The sequence below is a fragment of the Rhodococcus sp. P3_B8 genome (genome assembly GCF_056402775.1).
In genome coordinates this window covers 68,836-93,134 of record NZ_JBFUGT010000012.1, presented here as the reverse complement: position 1 = coordinate 93,134, position 24,299 = coordinate 68,836, and the positions used below count along the sequence as shown (strand labels likewise).

Below are 24,299 nucleotides of genomic sequence, written 5' to 3'. Positions count from 1 at the left end.
GCGCTGAGCATCGGGGTGAGGGCGGCCTGCAGGACCGCGGTCAGCTCGGACGCGGCGCGGGTGCGCAGTGCCTCCATGTCGTCGAAGTCCTCTTCGTTGCCCGGGTCGATCACCCACCCCAACGCCTCGCACGCGCCCTGGCCGACGATCCACACCTGAGGTGGCGCGCCCAACGGCTTCAAGGAAGCCCAGCGAACCAGTTTGTCGAGTTTCTCGACCGAATCGACCGGACCGGTCAACTCCCGCCCAGACGGCGTATACGTCCCCGCGGCGGTCACGATCAGAGCATGCTCATCCGCCTCAACACCCACCGGCAGCGACTCCCACACCGGTGCGGGTGGTGTTGTCGTGTCGCTGCCAGCCTCGTCGCCGTCCACCGCTTCGTTGTCCACCTCGGGAGACGGCGACGTCGGGGCATCGTCGGCTTCGGCGACGTCGCACTGCTCGGACGATTCACGGTGTCCGGCAACGGCTGGCCGCGAGCCCGCCTGATCGGCTTCGACGAAGACAGCAGCATCGACGGAGACAGCGTCGTCGACGGGGAGAACGTCGCCGTCGGGGAGAACGTCGCCGTCGGGAAGAACGTCGCCGTCGGGAAGAACGTCATCGTCAGGGATAACGTCATCGTCAGGGATAACGTCATCGGTGGAAGAGGGAGATGTCGTCAGGGTTGTCTCGGGCAGTGCGAACAGGGGTATCTGTTCCCACGGACTGCTCATGACTCCTGCTCGGTGATCCGGCCGTCATGATCTGCCGGCGGGACGCGGTAGCGGTCGAAGAACTCCTGCAGGGCCACGTCCACGACGTTGGTCACCGTGGATTGGCGATCGTTCACCAGCCAGTTCAACCGGGCCTCCGTCGAGGCCAGGACCCGGGTATTGAGCGGAACCTTCGCCGGGCCCTTCCGCGGTTCCAGCTTCGCCGTCAATTCCGCACTCGGCGTTCCCGCACCACCGACCTCTCCCGCACCGGACGCGCGTTTCCCCGAGCCCGCGGCGCCTCGTCGCGCCCCGGTCGGGCGGCGGCGGGCGCCGCCCTCGGAAGTTCCTACCTTCGCCATCCCCACCCACTCGTGTTCGGTGTGCCGCCCGTATTAGTGCGCGGACATCACCCTACCCATCACGTACCTTCATGCCGGTATTTTCGTTGGCATGTTTGCGCGCAGAGTTGCGCCCAGACTGTGACGGGGTGTTACCTCCCGCCGAGGGCATCGACGGACGCTGGTGGCGACGTCGCCGGAGACACCGCCCGGGCACGTCAGCGCAGGAAACCATCATGATGCGACCACCGCGGAGTCGTCGTTCCACCAGCGTGATCGGCGCCCCGGGGGGTGATGAACAGGTGGTGCCGGGCGCCGTCATGGGTGAGCGACATCGCCACACCCACGGTGTGTCCCTCGGCGAATCGTGCGAGCAACTCCCGAGTGGCCTCGAACCGGGTCTGGCTGACGCCGTAGGTGACACCACCCAAAAATGAGGCTGGGCACCCTACCTCCTTTGCTGACGGTGCATCGTTGCCGAAAGTCTCGCTGACAACCCCTCGTCCATAGGGCGGACACACCGTCGCGCCGACGGAGACATCTGGAGGCGGGGTCACCAGCGGTGGACGACACTCGGGTTCGGCTCGTCACTGCCCGAATCGCGACCGGAGTCGCCGGCGTGATCAGCAGGCGCACCGTCGAGTTCTGGCTGACGAAACCGACGAATCCACCATTGCCGTTGTCTGCGAAGATGCCCCGGATGTCGTCCTCGAGGCCGTGGGCGGCGGCCGCATCGGCGAGCGGGTAACGGACCCCGTCGTAGATCGCTTCGTAACTCATCATCCTTCTCCCGCCGGTCTCGTCTCGTGGTGCCCATAGCGTACGAGCGCCGGGCCGCCGGTCGGGGCCGACGCCGACACGTTGTCCGCAACCGAGAATCGACCGGATCGCTGCACCCCAGGCGACCGCGGTCAACCCGCCCCCGCGCCACCGTCGACCTCGCCGGGAAGCGCCGGACCGACGGCGCCTCCCCCTTTAGCTTCTTTTAGCGTTGCCAGGGACCGGCACCACACGCAAGGCGAGCCGGTTACCGTCTGTCGGTATGGGGACCACCTTCCACGGGCCGAGTCCGTGGCCGCACATCACCCGCTCCATCCGCACCCGAGGCGCCCGGTACGCCGCGATCGGCTACCTCGGACAGGACGCACCCGAGCTGCTCCCGCTGCGCGCCGGGGACGTCCTGGTCGTCAACGCCTCCAAGGCCGCTATCCGGGCGCACGCCACCTCCCCCGCCGCCCTCGCGCACTACCTGAACAGGGGGGTGCGGGTGCTGTCCTCGCCCACCCTGCATGCCAAGGTGATCGTCACCAACACCCGGGCGGTGATCGGGTCGGCGAACGCGTCGGAAAACTCCACCCTGGCCGATGATGCGGTGGTCATCACCGACGACCCCGAGATCATCGCCTCCGTGCGGAAGTTCATCGACAACCTGGACGAGATCACCGAGGTCGATCAGGTGTTCCTCGACGACGCGATCCTGGAGTGGGAGATCGGCCGCGCGGTCCCACTGCCCGGGGTCACCGGCAGGGTTCGCACCGAGACCGATTTCCTGCCGACGCCTGTGACCCGGATGTTCGTCAAACACGCCGTCGACTACGAACCCACCCGCACCGAACAACAGGTCCTCGACGAGCAGCGGGGCCGCCATCACAGCCGCGGCGGCCCGGCGGCGAAGTACCAGCTCGAATCGCTTCGCCTCGACAAGCCCAGCGGGGTGAAGCGGGGCGACGTGATCATCTTCGTCTCCGCCGATGACGAGTGGATTTACGCGCCGGCGGTCGTGGTGTCCGACCCCATGAAGATCCCACGGTCCGGTGGAGCGGTTCTGTACTTCCTGCGCCTGCGCACCGACCTGTCACCGCTCCCCCTCCCAGGCGCCGAGAAGGCGCTGACCGATCTCGGGCACCCCGGGTCACGGCTGCGGACCGACCACTACGTCCGCTCCCCTGGCCTTAGGTCCGCGTTGTTGGGGTTGTGGGACCTGTGATCCCTCAGCGAGCCTCTGGCAGTGTGAGAGTCAGCTGCCTTGGTGGATCCACCCAGAGCTCGCGTTGGTTTGCCGCGACCACTGGCAGGCGGGGCTGCCCTACCGTCGGAACCGCGCCGTCGGAGGTCTCGCAGAGCAGCAGCACGTGGCTCAACAAACTCATTCGACATGTCAGCTCCAGACACTTCCCGCTCATCGGTGCGGACTACCGATCACCGCTCCTCGCTCGCCCCTCGCTGGGCGGCGGACCTGGTGACAACACCGAGAACAATGTTGCACAGCAGCACCAGACCCACTGCAACGCCGACGGTCGCAGCCCACGGCACGCCGAGCGGAGTTGTCAACGTTGCGGACCCGGCTGCGACGATCGCGGGCGCCCCGCATCCGATCGCGATGCGGGGTCGCGGGGCGGTGCCCCGACGGGCTGCGGTGCACCCCCGCGGCCGTGAGGACAGCGAGGACAGCCGCCAGGACGATTATCCCGAACAGGTACCTATCGGCATGGGACCCCGGTGATATCGGCGTAGGTCATCTCATTCCCTTCTCGTGCTGTCGGCATGGCCCCCGTAACCAGACCCCGCGCTCGCGTGGCGGCGGGTGCGCTCAGTGCAGTACGCGGGCAGCGAAGTCCAGCGATTCGGGCATCGAGGCGGTGAGGGTGTGGGCATGGTCCGTTCCGGAAAGCTGCTGATACTCGACGTAGACACCGCCGGAACGCATTTCGGCGAGTTGTGCCCAGGTCAGCGGGATTGGAACCTTTGTGTCGGTGAGGCTGTGCACGACCCGGATAGGTCGGTCGAATCCGCTGGTGGGGACATGCTGCATCTGGTCGAGCACACCGCGTAGATGCGGGGAGTCGAGTGGGGTGGTGAACAGCTCCGCGACGGTGACCGGGTGGGTGCGCAGATATTCGTTCAGGTCGTTGCTGCAGGTTCCCTTGGCCTTTTCCATCAGCCCGATTCCAGTGGGGGTCAGATGTTGGCGGATGTCGAGTTCCGGGCGGCCGTCGTCGAGTCCGGCGAGGGTGTAGAGCACGTAGTGGGCGATCCCGGCGACCGGCACGGAAGGGAAGTTCGGTCCGGCCAGCGGGAAGAGCTGGTCGAGGTGGGTGGGGGCGGCGACGACGATTGCGCCGCGGAAGTCTAGTTCGGGTGTGCGGGTGGTGGCCTGGTGGGCGGCGAAGTAGCTGGCGTGACCGCCTTGCGACAGGCCGGTGACGATCCACCGGTCGCCGAGTTGGTCGCCGTAGAGTTGGTGGGCGGCGCGGACGATGTCAACGGCGTTGGCGCCGGCTGCGGGTCCGTCGGTGTACGCGTTGACTCCGTCGGTGCCGATCCCGGCGTAGTCGGTGGCCGCGACCGCATATCCGGCGGCGAGCCACTGTTCGATGAATTCCCGTTCGACGTCACTGGATCCGGTGACCGACGGTGCACACTCGTCGTCGATTCCGACATTGCCATGCGCGTAGGACACGACGGGCCATCCACCGGCAGGTGGTGCGCCCTGCGGCAGGAACACCGATCCGGTGGACTCACCGGCTTCGGTCGCGATACGCAAGGTGGAATAGCGGATGACAGCGCTGGTATCCGCGGCACCGACTGGGAGAACCGCAGCGGTGACAGGCTGCTCGGCGAGCAACGCGCCCGCCGGGTGCATGTCGTCAGGCAGGGCGGCGGCGGGTGCGGCAGTGAGAACTATCCCGCCTATGCACACGGCGACAGCCAGTACGGACCGTTGCCTCAGACGTGTGCCTCTTGGCGAGCCCGCGAACATTGACATCGACGATCCCCTCCGATGAACTCCGTGCCCGTTCCCCGACGAACACGATGCGGATCGTACCGATCGATCAGATGTCCACACCCACCAGTCCGGCACACGATGAGACGACGAGTGCTGGATTGTCTCCACTCCTCATGCCATCCAGTCTCGACGCAGCACCGCGAGAAAGCTGCTCGAAGGTGTGTGGTCACTCATGACTCGCCCCGGTCGAGAATGTCGAGTTGGACGCGGTTGCGGTGGCTGATTCCCCACCGGCCGGCTTCGAGGTCGTGAAGGAGGTCACAGCACCGCTCATCGGTGCTCACGTCGCAGCTCTGCCCGATCACGTTGACCGGGCCGCGGATTCCGTTCCGCCAGTCGATGACCGTGTAGACGAAGTCACCTGTGGTGGCGAAGTCGCGTTGGCGGGTGCAGAGGACGAAATGCTCCGAGATTGCGCGTACGGTGTAGGGGCGGCGGGGTTCGATGCCGAAGCGGATCCGGCCACCGGGGGCGAGTGGGATCGGGGTGGTGGGTGATCCCTTGGCGTTCATCAGTGTCACCGTGCACCCCCGGCTGCGAACCGGCCTTCGGAGAGTGCCGTCCGCTGATTGTTGGCGAGCGTGTCGCGGTCGATGGCGCCGCGGCCCAGTCCTTCTGGCCGGAGCCCGACGTGGAAGCCGTCACTGTCCTGGTCTTGGTGTGGGCAGGGGTAGATCGACAGGCCCTGTCGCTTTTCGTGATGGGTTCGGGCGGCGCGGGCATCCTTGCGTGTGAAGTAGGTGCGTTTGTCGCAGTGCGGGCAGGTCACCCAGCAGGAGGTGGGGCGGTGTACTCGAGCGGCCAATTTTCCGGTGCTCCTATTCGACTTCGGACGCGGTCGGATCGTCAGACGGCGCGGGTGATCTGCAGGTTCAGCCAATCCGAGACCCACTGGATGGCGTTGCGGCCGGCGTTGTCGACGACGAGGTTCTGGTAGCTCTGGTGTGCACCGGAGGCGAAGAAGCTGGCCGCGTTCAGGCCCTCGCCGACTACCGCGGCGAGATCCTCGGCCCCCTGCGACTGCGCCATCGTCGACACCGACCCGGCGAGTCCTGCGAGGTCGAGGGTCTGCGCCTGCGTGGTGATCGCGTTCCCCATGGGATTGGCCTGTTTGCCGAGCAGCGCGGGGTCGGTCTTGCTGGCTTTGCCGGTGAGCATGTTCGCGGCCACCGAGGCGAGGTCGAGGCCGAGTGGGAGCAACGCTGCCGTCTGCGCGGCAGCACCGACCGGGTCGGGTAATACCCCGGGCGGGGGAAAGAGCTTGTCCGCGGCGGCCCACGCAATTTCCTGGGCTTGACCGGCGATGGTGGCCAGCTTGATCACGTCGACGTTGCCGAGGATGCTGGTGACCAGCGCCGCGATCTGGGTGTATCCGGACGGGTCCGGGATGATCGCGAGGATCTGGGAGACCCACTTCAAGTCGACACCGGCGACCATCTTCACCAGCGGCTCGAACTGCACGTTCAGCTCTCGGGCGGCATCGCGGGCGGCGCGGACATCGCCGGCGGCGATCCTCTGCGGGAGCACGATCAGGTTGTGCAGGATCGCTGGTATATCGAGGGCAGTGACGCCGGTGACGACGTTCAGGGCCTGGTCGACGACGACCTTCGGTTTGAGGACCGACAGCACGCTCGACGCGGAGGAGAGGGCATCTGCCGGCGTGGCGGCGACGGGTGCGATTTGGCTACCAAGTGATGCGGCGGTGCCCGCGAGTTGAGAGATTTCGGCAGCGGTGGCCGGCAGTGTGGTGTCGCCGTTATTAGAGAGTTTGGCTGCGGTGTTCGCGATCGTGGCCACCGAGTCGAGTGCACCGGCCAGGTCCGCGTGGCTGGCTGCGGTGAGGACTTGTGCGGCCGCGTTTTCCGGTGTGCCCACTGGGGCTGCGGCCAGCCGCGCGGTGGCGGCGGTGTTCGCGGCCCCGGACTGCAGCAGGTCGACCAGTGGGCTGAGCGTCTTGGACAGCGAGGTCGCAGTGTCGGCGATCTGGTTCACATCGATCGAGCCGCCGGTGTCGGTGCCGCGCAGTTGCCTTCCGAGCGCGTCGACACTCGGTCCGAGACCGGGCAGGTCGGCGTCGGTGAAATCCGAGGTCAGCGCGGTCGCGACCGCCGCGTTACCACCACCCGCGCCGGCACCGGTGTTGCCGGGGGTCTTCGACAGGATCGACCCGAGCGATCCGAGGAACGGGTTGGCGCCCTTGCGGATCGAGCAGTACAGGTCGTTCGGATCGCAGATCGAGGCGACCCGCCCCGACAGCTTGCCCATGCCCTCCGACCGGGGACCGGCGATCCCCTCCCCCGACGTCGTCGGCCCGACCGGTGCGGCGCCCTTCGTACCGGCACCGGGATCGGCGATCAGCGCCACACCGAGGACCTGGTCCGCATCGACCGGACCCTGATCGTTTCCGATCGCCGACGCGAGATCGCCTGCAGCGTCAGCACCCTGGGAGTATCCGGTGATCGTGATCTTCGCGCCCCGGCATTTGTCGGCGTAGGACGTCAACACGGCGGTGGCCTTGCTGACCGCGTCGGTCTTGCTGTCGGCGTAGGTGTGGCCGTTGTCGAATGCGCGCGCCATGTACGGCAGCGTGTATATCTGCGCGCGGGCACCGTTCTGTGCCTCGATTGCCGCCGCGACCGGGGCCAGCATGCCCACCGGCTGGGCCGGGTCGGCGTTCTCGTTGGTCTCCCACGTGCCGGGGATAAACAAGTTGAATGTCGACGCACAGTTCGCAGGGTTGGCATGGGCGATCACTGGCCCGGTGAGCAGCGCAGCCCCGCACAGCATAGTGGTGGTGGTGACCGCCGCGAGCCCACGTCTCGCTAACCATGCCATGTGCGGACTCCTATCGCGCTGCAGCCTGTGCCTTCCGGCTGTCAGTCTCGGTCGCAGTCCGTCTACCAGCAACGACCCCCGCACGCGGCCGGGCGTGTCGGTGGAGCGCCGACGTTCTGACGTACGGCGGTTGGGCGCCCACATCCAACAAGTGGAAGTCGACGAAACCTCAGGCGCCCGGCCGTCGTGGTCGACGCCGGCCCAGAGATCGGCTGATCTACCGCTGTGCTCGGTCGAAGCCATTGCGGGGTAGTCGAGGTGGTGGTGTGCGGCCCCCGGCACCGCAACGACATGGGCACTGGTGTCGTTAGGAGGCTGCCAAGTTCGTCGGCCCTCGTCCTGAACATTGTGTCGGAGTTCGCGAACTGGAACGCGGTAGTCATGCCTGACCTCGGACCGTTGTGCACGGCCACATCACCTTTGACTCTGCCCGCGGCCTTCTCCCCGCTACCGTCCGGCCGAAGGGCTGTCCGCTTCGAGGACTCCTACGCGGGCCTGGTCGAGTTTCTGGCTGGCCGGCCCGTGCAGATGCTGGGTTTTCGCGAGCCCGCTAACAGTTGAGCGGGAAGCGGCCGATCCGCGCGGCGACGGCATCGACACCACCCTGACGGGCCGTATGCAGCGCGGCGTTGCGTCCACTCGGCAACGTCGGCATGCAAGCTGCTGCCCTGTTGCACCCTCCGGCGAAACATGCGGTCAGACAGGGGCTTGCGTGCAAGCTGACCTCCTCCCCCGCCGGCAACGGCCTCCCACACGCTGAGACGTTGCCTGCGCCGCACCGCAACGCCGGTGCCCGTCGGCAACGAGATCAGGCATTGCGGCGTCGGCCTCGTCACCGACGTTGCGTTGCACTCTCGGGCCTTTCGTACGACCTCAGCCGACCGGTCTGCAACAACGGCATACGTTAGGCAAAAGTTCCTGGACGTGATGCGGATCGCTGTTCACCGGTGCCGACGGAATTCCTCTGTCACCTATTGATCGGCCTTCTCGCACTCAGGCTGCAGCGCAGGAACTGGTCCTCACCGCACTTACCAGAGGCACGTCATCACCGTGACCCCACCAAGGTGTACTGGTGGTCAAGCGTTGCCGCATTGCGTTCCTCGGCAATGTCCTCATGCTCGGGCAACGGAGGCCTCCGGAAACCGGCCTTCACGGCGCGTTGCGCGACCTTGTCGAAGCGGCGCATTGCCGTGCTCGCGGCCTTGGCTTTGGTGAGCGTGGCGATCTCGGCGTAGCTGCGCTGCTCAGTTATCCGCAGCCGGGCCGTCTCCTTGACTACCGGTTCGAAATCGGCGCAGGTATCGATGAAGGCGAGGAGGTTGTCGATGGTCTGGGCCTTATCCGGCATTACGAACCGCTCCTGCGAACCCTTCGGCGGATTGCCGATTTCTGGCGCGTGGGCATTGCCACTGTCCGTTGCATTGCGTGCAAGGTGCTCCTCGTGTTCCTTGGCGTGGGCTCTAACATCGGTGAGTTCACCAGGCTTCGCAGTGGTCGGTTGTGGGGCGTCCGCAACAGCAAGACGACCCTCCGGTTCCGGAGCGGTGGTCTCCGTACGGTCGTCGAGAACGGATGAATCGGATGCCGACGCGGCGAAGACGATGGGTGCAACGGTCGGGTCGACGGACGGCGCAATGCGTCCGGCGTTGCGATCGACCGACGACACCGGCCCTGGGGCCGGCATTCGGTAGTCGGTCGCGGTGTCCTCGTCGGACCGCTGCTGTTTACGGTGTCGGGCGTCACGCACGACCGCGGTGCACTCGGTGTGGGCGGTGCCGATGGCCTTGATGAGGATGCCGACACCGTGGGTGAAGGCCAACACCAGCAACGGCGGAATGATTGCAATGAGCGAGGCGCCGGTCGGCGACAGCGGGGCGTAACCGAGGTCGATGCCGGCTGCAATGGTGGTCGCGGCGGCTTGCCCGGAGCGGTGTGCGTGGTAGGCGTTGCCGAAGACGCTGATGAAGACCACGACTACGGCGAGCCCGAGGAAGAACCGTTTTCCCGTTGCGCTGCCGCCGATTTTACTCAATGCAACGACCGCGATCGTTGCGCCGAGGATTGCGCCGTCGACGATGGCCGGGAAGATCCAGGTGAGGTATTGCGGGATGCCCGCCTGCAACGCCAGGTCACGTTGCACGGCGAAGGACAGTACAAAGGCGCCTGTGGTGATGCCGATCGCAATGGCGATCGCAACGATGAGGGCCGCTATCAGGGCGTGCAGTTGCATTCGTGCTGCTCGGATATTGAGGTCGGTCATGGTCGGGGTCTCCTTCCACGGGGTCCCACTCGACGGCTCCCCACTGGTTGCTGCCGGTGGGGTTTCCTGTGTGGCATTGCGGACGGTCGTTGCGGTGTTGCGGAGGGTGTTTGCGGTGTTGCACTGTCCACCGGGGCACCACTTCACACGCGGCAATGCGTGTTATCGCAGCTGGCAGTGCTGGCCCATTTACCAGCAACGGCCCGTCCGAGGTCGGGTGCGTCGGAGGCGGGGCGACGACGTTCTGGCGCACGGTGGCCCGCCGCTCGTCAGCGCTGCGCCGAGCACATCGTGTGCGGAACTCCCGCGCCCACGGCGCAATTGCGGCTGTGCTGATGATGCGCGTGGTCTGCACGGAATACGTCCTCGTTCGCTCGGGTCCGTTAGCACTCCGCCTCGGAGCTAGGGACTCAGGTGAAGACATCGACGTACCAGCGCCCGTCGATCTTGTGGGTGGTGACGGTCTGGGTGCCGCGTTTGACTGGCTGGGCGGGCTGCATCACGGACAGATCGACCAGGTAGACCCCGTCGGACAGCTCGACGGTGCGGAGGCAATAGTTGGTGCCGATCGGGACCGCGTCGATGACCTTCTGCAGTTCCGGTCCAGGGAGCACTGATGAGCTCGGTGTTGCGAGTGCTCGGGCGGCTTCACCGTTGCGCAAGCTGTAGTACGCAAAATTGAACGCTGCGATCACGCCCGCCCCGCTCTTCTGGTCACCGCGGTCGGCCCGGCACTCCCCGTCCGACGCGGATGTCTGTTCGACCTGTTCGGGTTCGGGCAGGTTGAGGATGGGCAGCCCGTTCTCCTCAGCCTCTGCGGTGGCGCTGATTGTGGCCGCGGTAGACGCGGTTTCACTGTCTCCGCTGCGCAGCTGGCTGACGGCTACCCCGGCGGCCACGGCGACGGCGACCGCTGCGACGGCGGCCACCGTTCTCTTTCCCGCCCCGCGGCCGCCGTGGGGGGACGGTAGAGGCGACCGGGGTGGGGGCGGTGGTGTGGCCGGGTCACCGCGCGCCGTGGTGCGGGCGCCCGGCGGGTGGTCGGCGGTGGGTGTGGTGCCGAGAAGGTCGATCACGGCGGGATGCCGCGGCGTCGATCGGCCGAGGGTCGGTTTCTTCATGGTGTTCACCCGCCTTCGTGGTGTCAGTTCGCGGCCGGAATGCCGCCGCCGATGGCGCCCGACAACAGTTTTCCGGCCAGGCCGGGCGTGGCGTCGGTGAAGAACGTGTTCAGGGTGGTGTCGACCTGCTCGATGATCTGCTCGCCGCCGGGCTGGGCAGCGACGAAATCGCGGGCCTGCTGGTCGATCGCGGGCGCAGCTTCGACCGTGTCCTGTACGGCGTCGGCGGCCGCCTGCCCCATGGGGCCGGAGTTCTCCCAGTCGGTGAGCACGGTCTCGGTCTGGGCGGTCACGGCTTCGGAGTCGATGTCCGGGACCTCGATCTCGCGCGGTTCTCCCTTGTCGCCGGCAGCGATCGGGGTCACCGCTGCGACGGCGGCCGCGCCGCCGACGACCGCTCCGGCCGCAGCGACGGGGATACCCACCGCGGCACCGAGGCCGGCACCCGCGGCGGTGCCGACGATCCCGGCGGGTACCCACCCGAGTCCGGGAAGGAAGACGTTGCCTGCGGTCATTCCGGTGAGGCCTCCGATGGTGCCACCGACCAGTGCGCCCGCGGTGGCTGCCGCCCCGCCTGCGGTGACTGCGCCGAGCGCTGCCCCGGCGGCACCGGCACCGACCTGTGCGGCGGCGATTCGGTCGGCCCGAGACGTTTCCACACCGATCGAGCGCCAACCTGTCGAAACCCCGGCCTGGACCACGGAGAGGGTGTTGTTGGTGCGGTCCCGGTCGCCGTCGCTGATCCAGTTCGGCTGTTTGAGATGGATTTCGCCGATGCGCAGGGTGTCGCGTGGGGCGATGAACGGGGCGGTCGGTTCCACCGGCGTGGGCAGGTGCAGCTGGTCGAGCTGCACCGGCTCGATCGAGTAGTTCTCCGGCTCGACATAGGCATTGGTTTCGTAGTCGTAGTTCGGGAGCGGCTGGTACTCGATGTTCTGGTACTCGGCGGGCGGCTCGACCCAGTACACCGGTTCCGTGGGGGTTTCGGGCACGGAGGCGGTCTCGGGTGCTGGTGTGGGGGCGGTGGTTGCGCTGGGGGTGTCCGCGCCGGTGACACCTTCCTGGGTGCTGTCGCCGGTGACGCCGTCCTGGATCGGGTCGGCGAACGCGGGCGGGCACAGGGCGATTCCGGAGGCCAGGGCGGCGGTGATGACTGCCAGCGCGGTGGCGGCCTGTGTGGCGCTCTGTCGGCGGTGCGGGCCTCGGGCGCGGCGGGCGGCGCGGTTGCTGCCGGTGGCGTTGCTCATTGTGTGCCTTTCGTGAGGTGGCCAGAAGGGGTGGTCAGATGCGAATTGAAGGTGGATGTGCCCGTCGAGGGTGGCGTGAGATCTGTTCGGTCGGTGGGTGATGGCTGAGAGTCAGGGGCCGGTGATTGTCTTGACGACTTCTTCGGCTAGTCGGGTCAGCGCTGCTCGGGTGTGGGGTTGGAGCCGGGAGAGCGCAAGGCGTTCTCCGGAGGCGAACAGCGGCTCGAACGGCATGCGCGCCACGAGCGGTACTCCCAGGTCCCGGAGGGCTTCGACGGTGTCCTGTTCGACCATCGGGGCGTCCCCGGGGCCGGCGGTGATGACAACGATCGTGCGCTGGAGAACATCGGTGGTGGTCGACGCCAATTCCGTAATCATTTCTTCTGCGGCGTCGGCGGCGTCCCAGCGCAAGGGAACGGGGACGACGACGACGTCCGCTGTCGCCACTGCCCACTTCCAGGTTCCCGCGAGGGGGTTGTTGCCGGTGTCGGCGACGAGGATGTCGCGGTGCTGGGCCACGATCGCGGCCAGATGCGCCGCATGGTCTTCGTTCAGAACGGACGTCGCGTCGCCGCGGCGTCCCGCGATGATGTCCTCACCCGACGGTTGACGGGTCAGGTGCTGCGAGAGCGCCGAGGGTCGTATGGCGACATCAGGGTTGGGATGTGATGCCAGTAGGGCGGGGATGTCGTTGCCCGGTGACGGGCGGACGGCGACCCGGTTGGCGAGACTGCCGCCGACCTCACCGAGATCCGCGCACACCACGGTGCTGCCGCCGCGCAGGTTCGCCAAGGTCTGGGTGAGAGCCACGGCGAACGGTGTCTTGCCGACTCCGCCTTTCGGGTTGGCGACGGTGATCACCGAGAAATCGGGCAGCGCCCGGGTGATCACCGACTCGGCGGCCCGCAGCCGCATCTCCGGTGACTGTGCTTTCGGGGCGAGACTCAACCCGAGCATGGCGTTGAGTCGACCTCGCACCCCCAGGCGGGCAGGTTCACCGGTCCCGGGAGCGATCTCGGGGGCGGCCAGTCCCGATACCGGCCGCCGCGGCCGGGCGGGGGGTGTGCGGTCGTGTCCGCCTTCGCGCTCGGCGGATAAGGCTGTCCGCGCGGGTGTCGGATCGGTCGCCGGCCGCCGCACGGGAACCGTGGGCTCACTGCCCTCGTCCTGGATCCGGACGACGGGAGTGCCGCCCGCTGGGCGGCGCTGGGGCCGTTCCCCGGTGCGCGACACGGATTCCTGCGGCGGTGCCTGCTCCTGGGCGGGGCGGATGGTCTGGTCGGGGTCGACCTCGAGCCGCATCGGCGCGGTGTCGTCGCCGCCGCTGACCGCGACGGTGATCGTCTGGCCGCTGCTTCGTGCTTCGGCGTGGGCCTGCGCGAACACGGCGGTCATCAGGTCTTGCTCGGTGTCGCCTCGCAGGTCGAGCGTCGCGGCCTGCGACGGCACATACGCCGTGGCGTGGCGTCCTCCGTCGTCGATGTCGACGGTCATCTGCGGGGCGGACATCACAGATTCCCGGCGCCCGAGGTGGTGCCGTCGAGCTGGGCGAGCATTTCGGTGATCAGCTCGTCGAGGCTGGTGAGCTGATCGAGTGCCTCGGTCTTGACCTCGCCGTCGGGGAGCGCCCCGACCAGGTCGCGCCGATGACCGATCGCGGTGAGGAGCTCGTCGAGACGGCTGCGGGAGACGGTCTTGCTTTCGGTGTCCAGGGCGGAGAGCCACCCGGGTGTGGAGGCCCGCAGCGCTTCTCGGTACGCGCGAACGACGGGGTCGGAGTTGCCCTTGTTGACGAATGGGCGGTGCATGGCCTCGATGTCCTCGGGTTCGAGGATTACTGCTCGTTCGATCTGCCGGACTGCCATCGTGGCCTCTCTCTCGTGTTTTCAGTGGTGGAGTGGATAGAGCCGGGACATCAGGGGTCAGGCGGCGGCAGCGAGGTCGACCGCGGCGAGGAAGACGGTGTCGAGTCCGCTGTATTCGAGGATCAGGACCTCGGGCCGGCGGCCGGTGGATTCCACTGACACCTCCACCCGCACCAGCCCCTCCTCGGTGACCGTGCCGTCGCTGTCGCGGGCGATCTTGCGGATGGTCTCGACGGTCAGGACGGTGCCGGTGCGGTCCGGTTCGTCGTCGAGGCCGAGGACGATGTTCATGCCTTCCTCGAGGGCACCAGCCGGGATCGCATCGGAGATGTGGTCGATCAGGGATCTCACCGACGACCCGGAGACTGCGACGGGCTCGCGGACGTCATCGGCCATCGTGGTGATCAGGTGCTGTTCGTCGGCGATGAACTGTGCCAGCTCGGCCGAGAAGCAGTACACCGGGGTATCCCTTGTCGGGCGCAGGCTGTCGACGGCGTGTGCTTCCTCGGCGGACAGGTCGCTGCGGGCGGCGAGGTGGTCGTCGATGGTGGGGGTGAACCACACCTGTGCGAGGGCGGGGTCACCGGAGGGGTCACTGACCGTGGCGCGGCCGCGGATCTTGGCGTCGATGTCGCGGCCGACAGTGGTCTCACCCCACATCATGTAGGCGCCGTCACTGCTCAACCGTGCAAGCGCTGCTCGGGTCTGGAAGTTGTCGCGGACACTGCCGGAATCCCGCCCGAACAGGTGCGCATCGGGGCGTTGAACTCCCACGGCGAGGCGGATACCTGCCGAGCGGGCCAATGCGACGAGTTCGCCGATTCGCCCGAGTGGGTTGCAGCGTTTGATGACTTCCTTCTCCTCGTCGGTGCCGGACTTGGCCAGCTGTGTCCATGCCGCGGAGAGGATGAAGAACTCGTCGAGCACCGCCACCAGGAGCGGCATGTTGCGCGCCTTCAGGCGCTGGGTCTGCATGTACTTGGTCCGCGCGTGCATTTCGCGCCACAGCGCGTAGATGAACTCGGCGGCCCGCAAGGGCTCGAAAACAATCGCGGGGACCCCTGGGTAGCCGAGGAATTGGTGCAGTTCGATGCGTTTGGGGTCGACACCGATCACCGGGACTCCGCGGAGTGTGAGTTCGGTGATCACGGTGGTCAGCAGAACCGTCTTGCCGCCGCCGGTCGGTCCGACGACCAGCATGTGCGGTGCCGACGAATCGTCGGAGATGTTCCAGTAGGCGTCGACGACGCCGGCATCGGTTTCGCAGGACGCGTACGGGACATGCAGGCGTTGCCCGGGCACGCTGGGGTCGCTTCCCGGCCAGGGCATCTGCTGGCGTCGCGCGATTCCACGTTCGTCGAGCTGTGGAACAGGAAGGTCGGCGGCCGGGATTTTCAGCGAATGCATCACCATTGTCGCGAGCGGCTTTCGGAGCGAGAGGGTGATGATGGGCTTCTCCGGGGCCCAGTCCACTCGCCACAGCTGCCCTGATTCGTGGGTGCCGAGGGCCGCGAGCAGAGCCTCGGTGAGCTTGTGCCGGTTGGCTTCCATGCCGGTGGCCAGCGTGGGCTTGTAGTGGATGCGGTAGGAGGCTTCGGTTCCGTCGTAGGGGTAGGAGTCGACCGACACCGTCACGTCCTGCAGGGCCTTGCCGTCGGAGAACAGCTCGGCGAGCATGCGGTGACGTGCGCTGCGGGTGTCCGGGAGCACCGGTCGGCGGGTGATCGTGATGGTGCTCTTGTCGGCCCGGAAGCCGGTGACGTACTTCCACTCGGTGACTGTGGGTCCGAGGAATCGGCTCATTGCTCCGCCTTCGGCGTCGAGGGTGTCAGGCTGTCGGGTCCCGGTTCGCCCGCCGGGACGCTGTGGATCTGCGCCTTCGTCTTCCGCGGCAGAAATCGCAGGGGTCGGGTGGGTGCGAGGGTCGGTAACGCGGCGCGCACGCGGTGCCATAGCGGCGATCCGACGATCAACGCATTGACTGCCGAATTCAGACGCTCCTGTCGGTTCGCATCGACAACCGCTCCCTGCGGCAGGCGAATTGCCGCCCACGCGGTGCTGTGCCACCCGGTACGCACACTGAGCCTGATCCGCACGGGGATGTGGCCGGTGGTCTGTCGCACCACCGCGGACAGGATTCGCCGCTGCCGGTGCCGCAGAAACCGAATCAGGTCCCCGGCACCGACGAGGGCAACGGTGACGACGAGCCTGGTCCGAAAGTCGATGAGCCAGTGGGCCCAGAGCGGCGAACGCGGCCACAGCTCGGTGACCTGAGCGGACTCCAGCAGGGTCGGCGCCCACCACACGGCGATGGCGACAGCCAGGGCGGCAAGAACCCACGGGGTGAACCGCGCTGCCTCTTCCTCCCCCGACTGCTCGGACCGCCTGCGTCCGCCGGCGGCCGACGAGGTACCGGAAGGACCGAACACATCCCGGAAGAACTCGCCCACAGGGTCATTCGACGGCATCGCGGAAACCCTTTCTCGGTCAGACATCTGCGTGATGCTGATGCGCACACAGTGAATCCGCTCGCCGGAGGATTCACCAAGGACCCCCGCACGCGCTCGGGCGTGTCGCCCCGCCCGCAGCCCCTGCGAGTGCGTCCCAGGCCGCCGTGAGGCGAACTCCTCCGGTATCTCCAAAACCTCTCTGCCAAGTGGTGTTTGAACCACTGTTCACTGAAACCGGTCCGGGGCGCTATTCTCAACTTCGCCTCCCCCCGTAGGGGGGAGGCGTCTCCCGAAGGGAGTGGGGGCGCAGGCATCACCGATCCCCCAATCGTCGACACGTGCCCCAGATGGGGCCAATCACGTTCTTCGCGAGGGTTGTCCGAAGAGAGCGTGCCCGGAGGGCAGCACCCGCCCCCGCAGCGACCGGCCCCCACCCTGAGCAGACCCCGCAGCGACCGGTCCCCACCTCAGTGCCCCGCCGCGATACGACCCGACCTCGTGGACCCACCGCCAACCGGCCCTCCTCAGTGGACCCCGCAGCGACACGCCCGAGCGCGTGCGGGGGTCTTCGTGTGCCGAAGCCGCCCTGTGCCAATGTTCTGACGTCACCGTTCGGTGTTGCCCGCGAATCTTTTGGGAGAGAGCATGCTTCATGAGTCTTTCGAGGCTGCGTCGCAGCTGACGTTCCTGGCACAGGAGGGGATCGAGACCAGCGGGGTGGGAGATTTCCTCCGCGAGCAGGTAGTCCCTCCGATCCTCGGCGTCGGAGCGATTGTGCTTCTGGCGAAGGCGATTCGCTCGTCCTGGTCTGCCGTCATCACCATCGCCAGCCTGTCCCTGATCGCGTTGGGCTGGTTCGGGTTGTCGGCGAACCCCGACGCGGCGATGAATGTCGGCACCGGACTCATCCGGCTGATCGTCCCCGGCGTGTGACCGGTAGCGGACACAACCCCATTCGGACTCACCCTTTTCGAGAGGACCTCATCCCATGTCTGCCATGACGATCATCTTCGGCGTGGTCATCGCCGCCGCCATCGTGTTCGCGATCGGTCGCGCCATCAGAGAGCGTCGGTGAGGGGCGTGCGGTGATCGAGACCGATGACGACCTGTACCGGGTGGATCAGCACTGGCTAGGTCCTCCAGGACGGGCGTTCCCGAGACCAGTCAAATGGCAGGCAGTGGGTATCGGTGCGGTGTTGCTGGCGCTGTCGTACATCCTCGTCATCGGGGTGCTGTCGGTGCCGTGGAGCGGTTGGAGCGTCACCGTGATGCTGGGGTTGACCTATCTCGGGACGAAACGGATCGTCGACGGGCTCGGTCACGAACGCACCATCCGGTCGCTGGCCCGGTCCGCGATCAACGACCTCACCTCCCCACGATCCGCGGCCGGCCGCAACAAGAAAATCCGGAACACGCCGCAGACGGTGTCGATCCCCGATCAGATCGCGCGCGTTCGCCTCGCCCCCGCCGCCAGCGATCACACGACTTCTTCGACTACGAGCAGGTAGGTCATGAGCTATCCCGGTAACCGGTTCGACCCGGCCGACCTCGTCCCACCCCCCGGGGCACTGCCGCTGGTGCTGCCCGAGTCGTGGCTGCGCGCGGCGCGCCAAGCCGGGCTGCAGACCGCCGACCCGCACACCGCCGCACCACAAGCGAGCTTGGGTGATGCACTGCTCACCGACCCCTTCCCGGTCACCAACCCCGACTATGTCGAGGACGTGCCCGCAGAACCCACCCACAGCAAAGGCAGCAGGCGGCGCGGGAAGAAGTCCCGACCAGCCCCGCAGGGGCACTCGACCAATGTGGCCGCTGAACGCGGGAGCAGGGCGCGGTTGCGGAAGCAGTCCAAGTGGCGGCTACGGGCGGTGCTGGGCAACGTCACCATCACCGACGACACCGCCACGTTGTGGTTCGTGCAATCTCCCGGCACATGGAGCATGCGGGCGATTGCCGATCAGTCGCGGTTCATCCGTGACGAAGCGTTGGTGCTGGCGGAACTGCGCGGCAAAGGGGTCTCCGGTATCCATCGGCGCACTGTGCGCGAGCCCTGGCCGGTCAAGGAATGGGGCCGCGCACACGCGCAGCTCGCCGAGGACCGCCTCCCCGACGTTCCCGGTGCCCTCGCGTGGGACGACTACCTCGTCGGTCAGCAAGTCGCGCTGCTGGACTCGGCCCCTACCCGCAAGCGCCGTTACTGGGGCATCGAACTGCCCCGGCGGTCGATGACCGCGCAGGCGATCGTCGCGGTGGCCGACATGTGCTCCGGGGTGAAGGGTGTGGGGCCGCGGTTGTCGAAGTGGTCCGAGCAGGTCCTGATCGCCGAGCAGGACGCGGCGACCGAACACATCGCGGAGATCGAGCGCGTGATGCTCTCCCCCGGTGTCGAAGCCCTGCCTGCCGACAGCGGTCAGGTGGACTATCTGCTGCGCCGCTCGGCCGCGGTGGGGATGCCGTTCACCGAACCGGCGGCCGCGAACGCACCGTCGGGGTGGGGCCTGTCCGATCTGTTGTCGCTGAGCAACCTGACGGAAATGCATTACACGCCCGGCGCCGGACACACCGTCGTCGAGGGCACCATCGCCGGCCGCACTTACCGGTCGTACGTGACGGTGCTGACGGTGGGGCGGATGGCACCACTGGCCATCCCCGAGCAGAAGATGCCGTGGCAGCTGCTCGGTGACCAGCTTGGGCTGCCCTTGGAGTGGTCCGAGCGGATCACCCTGCACACCCCGGAAGAAACCCTCGGCGAGATCCAGAAGCAGCGCAACGCGATCGAGTCGCAGTACCGCCACTACACCGTCGAGCACGACGAGACCCCACCCGACGAGTTGGCTGCGCAGCACGGGTTGTCCCGGCGGCTGCGGACGGAGATGTCGAACGGTGGGGCTCTGGCCACTCGGGGGTCGGGGTGGTGGCGGATCGCCGTGTCCGGTTCCTCCCCTCAGCAGGTGCGGGACCGTGTCTCGAAGCTGCAGCAGCAGTACGCGCCGGATGTCGAACTCGAAGTCGAGAACGGCCAGTACCACCTGCTCAAAGAATTCATGCCCGGTGAGAAGCTCGCCAACACCGCCCACAAGCGCAGGATGAGCGTCCTCGCCATGTCGGCGGGGATGGGGGCGGCGGCCGACCGGATCGGTGACGAGGAAGGCATCATCCTCGGCGAAACCGCGTCGATCTCGGTTCGCCCGGTCGCCTGGAACCTGTTCGCCGCCCACGACTTCTTCGACAAGGGTGGCCTGACCCCGCTGGTCGGCGTCCAGGGCGCCGGCAAAACTCATTGGGCCGGGATGATTACCTATCAGGCGCTGCGCCTGGGCGCGCACGGGGTGATCTTGGATCCGTCCGGGCCGCTGCGCGCGCTCGCCGATTTGCCTGAACTCAAGCCGTTCACCCGTATCTACGAGCTGACCGGGCGCGGCGCTAAGCCCGGAGTCCTCAACGTCTACCGGGTAGTGTCCGAACCGGACCCGGCCGACGAGATCTACCGCCCCGGCCATCCCGAGTACGCGCACGAATCCGACCCGGCAGCCGCCGCGGCAGCGGCCTACGAGGACGATCGCGGTGCCGCCCATGCCGAACGGGTCCAGCTCGCGTCCTGGGTGCTGATTTCGATGCTCGATGCCGACGACCGCAGCGACCGGGACGCCAAGAGTGTGGTTCGGATGGCTGCGGCGATGGTCGGGGGTCAGCCGACCAACCATCTGGGCAAGGTCCTCGATGCGATCGATCACATTGCTGCCGGTGTGGCCTATACCAATGGCCACGGGGCCGTCGACGGCATGACCAACGGCCAGACCGCTGGCTCCGCGAGCACTCCGGTCATTGGTGAAGGACTGCGCACCGCCGCGGGCCGGATCGGGCCGATGCTGCGGACGATGTCGCAGCTGCGCGATGCCCGGGTGCTGTTCCCGTCGGCCACCGCCGGTGACGACGCCGCCGCCGAACTGTTCGACTCGGTCCTCGACGAGCGCCTGACGATCCTGACCATGCCCGGCCTGCAAATCGACGACAAGGCCGAGGGAAGTACGGCCACCGACAGCCAACGCCTGGCCGGTCCGCTGATCCACCTGGCGGCGTGGTTAGCGACCCGGCTGGTCTACGACAAGCCGAGATCACTACCGAAACTGCTGTTCCTGGACGAGAACAAGTACCTCAAGCAATCCGGGGCCGGGCGCACTCTCTACGTCCGGCTCGGTCGCGACACCCGCAAGTTCCGCACCCGCGCACTCGTATGCAGCCAGCTTGCCAGCGATTTCCTCGGGCTGGCGGACGGCGCCGACGACCAGGACCAGTCACAGCTGACCGACGAGATCATCATCGGCCGACTCGGTTCCTCCGAACGGGCGATCTCCGACGCACTCAAACTCCTCGGCCTCGACGAAGGCGAGGGGTACGAGACGATCCTGGCCAACCAGCTCGGCGGGGGCCGCAACGACACCTACGACCCGCGCGCGAACAACGCCCGCAAACAGCGCGCCGCGAAGACCGGCGCCGACGAAGCCCGCACCTACGTCGTCCGCCTCGGCGGCGACATCGAACTGGTGCGCGCGAACTGGACGAACTTCACCCACATCGCCCACGTCGCGCAAGCACTGAACTCCCGGGCCACCGCGGCCTGACCCCCATTTTGGGAAGGACCTTCTCGATGCCCGCCACCGCCCGCACCACCAGCTCGCCCGCACACCTGCTGCAGCGGATCACCCAACTGTGCACGGTCATGATGCTGGTCGGACTCAGTGCCCTGTGCGGGCAGACCAGCGCCCACGCCGCAGGCTTCAACTGCAAGGACGTGCCGGCACCGCAGTCGCCGAACTCGGCTGCGCCGGCGTTCTTCGACTCCGGGTCGGTGGACAAGCCCGCGGAATCCCAGCTCTCCGGCACCGGGTACGGCGGCCACGGCTGGGCCGGGCTGACGTGGCACATCTACGACCTCGGCTGCGGCGAGGACATCACCGGGGTATCGCTGGTGCGCAACAAGACCGACGTCGGAAACACCTTCCTCACGATCGGACAATCGTTCGCGGCCGCGGCGTTCTGGCTCGACGAGCAGGCCAACATCCCCGCCGAGGGCCGCGAGACCGGCCGCCAGGGGGCGATCGCGCAGTTCGACGAGATCGTGCTCGCGGTCTCAGACTCGCTGCGGCCGACCGTCTACGGGCCGTGGCTGGGGCTGGGGGTGGGGGTGGCCGGGCTGATCATCCTCTACCGCGGTCTGCGATCAGATGCCCCGGCGGTGTTCCAGCAGCTCGCGATCGGTGCCGGCGCGCTGGCGATCGGCGGGTTGATGGTCGGTGCCCCGGCGAAGGCGATCCAGATCTCCGACGACACGTTCAGCGCGCTGATCACCAAGACCCAGGGCGAGATCTTCAACTCCGCGGCAATGACCGATGACCCGCGGTTGGTGATCACCGACCGGATCATCATCCCGGACGTGCAGCGAGGGTATTTCGGTTCAAACGCCTCTGAGCAGACGCTCGACGATCTGTGGCCAAAGCTGCGGGAGTCGATCGCTTACACCTATGACGAGCAGGCCCGGATCCAGGCCGACAACTCCGCACAGAAAGAGATCGACGAGGCCAAGGCCGAGAAGTTCCGGCGGGAGGTCGTCGAGCCGTTGGAGAGCAAGGGGCTCTCGTTCTACACCTTTCAGGGCAAAGACTCGAGCCGGGTCACGACCGGGTTCCTGTCGATGGTCAAGACGTCGATGCCCTCCATCTTGTGGATCGGTTCCTCGGTGCTGAAACTCTCGGCGCTGCTGGCGATCCGGCTGGCGATCATCACCGCCCCCGTGTGGGTTCCCCTCGCCATCGTCTCCGGATCGATCCTGCTCCGTGTCGGGCGCATCCTCGGCGGGATCTACCTGTGGGCGGTCGGTGCCGCGGTGCTGATGTCGGTCTACCTGCTGATCTTGATCAAGCTGTACCGCAATGATGAGGTCGACGGGACCTGGCGGCTGTGGTTCCTGGTCATCCTCACCATCGTCTTCTGGATGTTGTTGCGCCCGTTCAAGAGGCTCTCGCAAACCATCACCCAGTCGCATCGCGGCATGATCGGCGGCGCGATGGACCGGCACAAGCACGGTTCCTGGAAGCAGAAACTGCTCACCGCAAGCTCGATGGTCACCAATCCCGCCATGGGGCTGGCCGAGAAGAGCCTCGAACTCGCCCGCGGCGGCATTAACCGCTCCGCCGACGGGGCCGGTCGTCAGTGGTCCGACATGATCGGCGGTAACAAGCCTCCGATCATCCGGCAGGAAGGTCGCGCGCTGTCGGCCGCACGCATCGACGACTACCGCGGCCGGGCCCGCCAAGCACAGCTGGCCGCCCTACGCGGCGGCGCGGGCGGAGTGTTGGCGGACCTGCGCAAAGCGTCCCCGGAGGGGCCCGAGTCCGGCACCCGACTCCCCGGTGTCGACCTCACCGCCGGCCCGGCCGACGGCACCGGGCGCACCGGGCTCGCGGATCTGCGCAAACACACCCCTGCAACGGGTTTCACCGATGGTTTCGAGTCCCTCGATACCGGTGACAGTGAGGTCTTCGTTCCTCATCAGGACGCGTACCGGTGGGACGGCGGGCCGGACGCGGTCATCGCACCGACCACCATCTACCGGCCGAGTGAGGAACCCGACGCGTCCGGAAAGCCGCCGCGTCCGTGGGTGTCGATCACCCGCCCCGCACCGGCCTCGTCGGCGAGGCCCGTCAGCAGTGATCTGCCCCGGGCGGGATTGAGTGAGGACACCGCGTCGGCTCAGTCGACGGGAGTGCTCGACCGGCCGAATCGGGACCTGGGAGTGAACTGGTGAGAACAGGTGCCAACCCGATCACCACCGCGATCCGTAGCTGGGTCCTGCGCAGTCCCGGTCGGCTCGCCAGCGGGCTCGCGATCATGGTCGCGGTCCTCTACATCGCCCGCCTGATTGTCACCGCGGTCACCGGGGCAGAGAACAGCGGAAGCGACGTGCGCGCCCACGACGCAGACACCAGTAACACCTCAGTGACCTCGACGCCTGCGGCAGCCGAAGAAGTCACCGAAACCGCGGTGGCGACAATGTCGGCCAGTTCGATCGGTCGTAGCCCCGCGACAGCGGCGATGTATTACGCGCACGCGTTCGTCGACACCACCGCATCGCCAACTCAGTGGGCGGTCGCGCTCAGCCGGGTCACCCGCCCCGAGCGCGTCAACGACACCCTCGCGGCGGCCCGGCCCACCGCACCGGTGTCGATTCTCGGGCCGACCCGCACGCTGCCAGGCACCGGCACCACCGGAACGACCGTGGAGATCGATACCAGCGCCGGGACCATGGCCGTCGCGGTCACCGACACCGACGATGGCTGGCAGGTCGACTCCCCCCTCCCCACTCTCGACCTCGACGACGTGGCCGCAGCCTCTCCTCCCACCACAGCGCCCACCACGGCAACGGCCACCACCACGCCTGCGCCCGGCACAGCACCGACTCCGGATCGCGCCCCCGAGGCCCAGTCGTCTTCGGAGCCGGTTCCGCCCGCCCAACAGGCCACCAGCCCCACCCCCATCCCTGCCCCTGTTCCCGGCCCGATTCCTATCCCCGAACTCGACACACCGATGCCGGGGCCGATCGCGTGAACTACGACTGCCCCACTCCCGAGGAAAATCCCTCCAGGGGACATGTCGTCTTACCTGGTCAGAGCACAGGATCGCGTGTGACTGGCGCCA

19 protein-coding genes and 1 pseudogene are annotated in these 24,299 nt (G+C 67.3%); 6 read left to right on the top strand and 14 right to left on the bottom strand.

The features are described 5' to 3' along the window. The 3 genes and pseudogenes from AC1D1G_RS07965 to AC1D1G_RS07955 form a co-directional block, all read right to left on the bottom strand. Positions 1 to 719 (bottom strand): annotated as a pseudogene (locus AC1D1G_RS07965) (hypothetical protein); the annotation flags it as partial. Beyond that, on the bottom strand, positions 716 to 1,060 hold the full coding sequence (locus tag AC1D1G_RS07960) for a hypothetical protein (RefSeq protein WP_477951654.1): 345 nt from the start codon (positions 1,058 to 1,060) through the stop codon (positions 716 to 718). The gene AC1D1G_RS07960 and the pseudogene AC1D1G_RS07965, both read right to left, overlap by 4 nt. Before the next feature lie 197 nt (positions 1,061 to 1,257). Then, positions 1,258 to 1,470, bottom strand: a complete 213-nt coding sequence (locus tag AC1D1G_RS07955) for a hypothetical protein (RefSeq protein ID WP_477951653.1) — start codon at positions 1,468 to 1,470, stop codon at positions 1,258 to 1,260. Between the two features lie 611 nt (positions 1,471 to 2,081). On the opposite strand from AC1D1G_RS07955, the gene AC1D1G_RS07950 reads away from it, so the two are divergent. Further along, positions 2,082 to 3,026 (top strand): phospholipase D family protein, encoded by a 945-nt coding sequence (locus AC1D1G_RS07950; protein WP_477951652.1) that lies wholly within the window; start codon positions 2,082 to 2,084, stop codon positions 3,024 to 3,026. Between the two features lie 603 nt (positions 3,027 to 3,629). Here AC1D1G_RS07950 and AC1D1G_RS07945 read toward each other — a convergent pair. The 11 genes from AC1D1G_RS07945 to AC1D1G_RS07895 all read right to left on the bottom strand — a co-directional run bounded on the left by AC1D1G_RS07945 (position 3,630) and on the right by AC1D1G_RS07895 (position 16,622). Next, positions 3,630 to 4,739, bottom strand: coding sequence for an alpha/beta hydrolase family protein (locus AC1D1G_RS07945; RefSeq protein WP_477951651.1), 1,110 nt, complete (start codon positions 4,737 to 4,739; stop codon positions 3,630 to 3,632). A 257-nt stretch (positions 4,740 to 4,996) separates the two neighbouring features. After that, positions 4,997 to 5,338 carry a hypothetical protein gene (locus AC1D1G_RS07940; protein ID WP_477951650.1) on the bottom strand — a complete coding sequence of 114 codons (342 nt, stop codon included), beginning with the start codon at positions 5,336 to 5,338 and terminating at the stop codon, positions 4,997 to 4,999. A 5-nt stretch (positions 5,339 to 5,343) separates the two neighbouring features. Further along, entirely contained in the window at positions 5,344 to 5,631 is a 288-nt protein-coding gene (locus AC1D1G_RS07935) for a hypothetical protein (RefSeq protein ID WP_477951649.1), read from the bottom strand. A gap of 41 nt (positions 5,632 to 5,672) precedes the next feature. Next, positions 5,673 to 7,661, bottom strand: a complete 1,989-nt coding sequence (locus tag AC1D1G_RS07930) for a cutinase family protein (protein WP_477951648.1) — start codon at positions 7,659 to 7,661, stop codon at positions 5,673 to 5,675. Between the two features lie 1,045 nt (positions 7,662 to 8,706). Further along, positions 8,707 to 9,921 carry a DUF2637 domain-containing protein gene (locus AC1D1G_RS07925; RefSeq protein WP_477951647.1) on the bottom strand — a complete coding sequence of 405 codons (1,215 nt, stop codon included), beginning with the start codon at positions 9,919 to 9,921 and terminating at the stop codon, positions 8,707 to 8,709. 410 nt (positions 9,922 to 10,331) lie between these two features. Then, positions 10,332 to 11,042: a DUF8176 domain-containing protein gene (locus AC1D1G_RS07920; protein ID WP_477951646.1), complete on the bottom strand. Its 711-nt coding sequence runs from the start codon at positions 11,040 to 11,042 to the stop codon at positions 10,332 to 10,334. Between the two features lie 23 nt (positions 11,043 to 11,065). Further along, positions 11,066 to 12,289, bottom strand: a complete 1,224-nt coding sequence (locus tag AC1D1G_RS07915) for an insoluble domain protein (protein WP_477951645.1) — start codon at positions 12,287 to 12,289, stop codon at positions 11,066 to 11,068. Positions 12,290 to 12,400: 111 nt separating this feature from the next. Continuing rightward, positions 12,401 to 13,798 (bottom strand): nucleotide-binding protein, encoded by a 1,398-nt coding sequence (locus AC1D1G_RS07910; RefSeq protein ID WP_477951644.1) that lies wholly within the window; start codon positions 13,796 to 13,798, stop codon positions 12,401 to 12,403. Beyond that, entirely contained in the window at positions 13,798 to 14,154 is a 357-nt protein-coding gene (locus AC1D1G_RS07905; RefSeq protein WP_477951643.1) for a hypothetical protein, read from the bottom strand. Before AC1D1G_RS07905 ends, AC1D1G_RS07910 begins: the two co-directional genes overlap by 1 nt. Positions 14,155 to 14,211: 57 nt before the next feature. Next, positions 14,212 to 15,957 carry an FtsK/SpoIIIE domain-containing protein gene (locus AC1D1G_RS07900; RefSeq protein ID WP_477951642.1) on the bottom strand — a complete coding sequence of 582 codons (1,746 nt, stop codon included), beginning with the start codon at positions 15,955 to 15,957 and terminating at the stop codon, positions 14,212 to 14,214. Further along, positions 15,954 to 16,622, bottom strand: a complete 669-nt coding sequence (locus AC1D1G_RS07895; protein ID WP_477951641.1) for a hypothetical protein — start codon at positions 16,620 to 16,622, stop codon at positions 15,954 to 15,956. The genes AC1D1G_RS07900 and AC1D1G_RS07895 overlap by 4 nt, the downstream gene beginning before the upstream one ends. Positions 16,623 to 17,249: 627 nt before the next feature. On the opposite strand from AC1D1G_RS07895, the gene AC1D1G_RS07890 reads away from it, so the two are divergent. The 5 genes from AC1D1G_RS07890 (at position 17,250) to AC1D1G_RS07870 (ending at position 24,209) form a co-directional block, all read left to right on the top strand. Beyond that, positions 17,250 to 17,537 carry a hypothetical protein gene (locus AC1D1G_RS07890; protein WP_061045636.1) on the top strand — a complete coding sequence of 96 codons (288 nt, stop codon included), beginning with the start codon at positions 17,250 to 17,252 and terminating at the stop codon, positions 17,535 to 17,537. Positions 17,538 to 17,689: 152 nt separating this feature from the next. Beyond that, a complete protein-coding gene (locus tag AC1D1G_RS07885) occupies positions 17,690 to 18,112 on the top strand; it encodes a hypothetical protein (RefSeq protein ID WP_143548807.1) in 423 nt (140 codons plus the stop codon). Between the two features lie 3 nt (positions 18,113 to 18,115). Continuing rightward, positions 18,116 to 21,226, top strand: coding sequence for an ATP-binding protein (locus AC1D1G_RS07880; protein WP_477951640.1), 3,111 nt, complete (start codon positions 18,116 to 18,118; stop codon positions 21,224 to 21,226). A gap of 26 nt (positions 21,227 to 21,252) precedes the next feature. After that, positions 21,253 to 23,409, top strand: a complete 2,157-nt coding sequence (locus tag AC1D1G_RS07875; protein WP_477951639.1) for a hypothetical protein — start codon at positions 21,253 to 21,255, stop codon at positions 23,407 to 23,409. Further along, positions 23,406 to 24,209, top strand: coding sequence for a hypothetical protein (locus AC1D1G_RS07870; protein WP_317570442.1), 804 nt, complete (start codon positions 23,406 to 23,408; stop codon positions 24,207 to 24,209). The genes AC1D1G_RS07875 and AC1D1G_RS07870 overlap by 4 nt, the downstream gene beginning before the upstream one ends. The last annotated feature ends 90 nt before the right edge of the window (positions 24,210 to 24,299 follow it).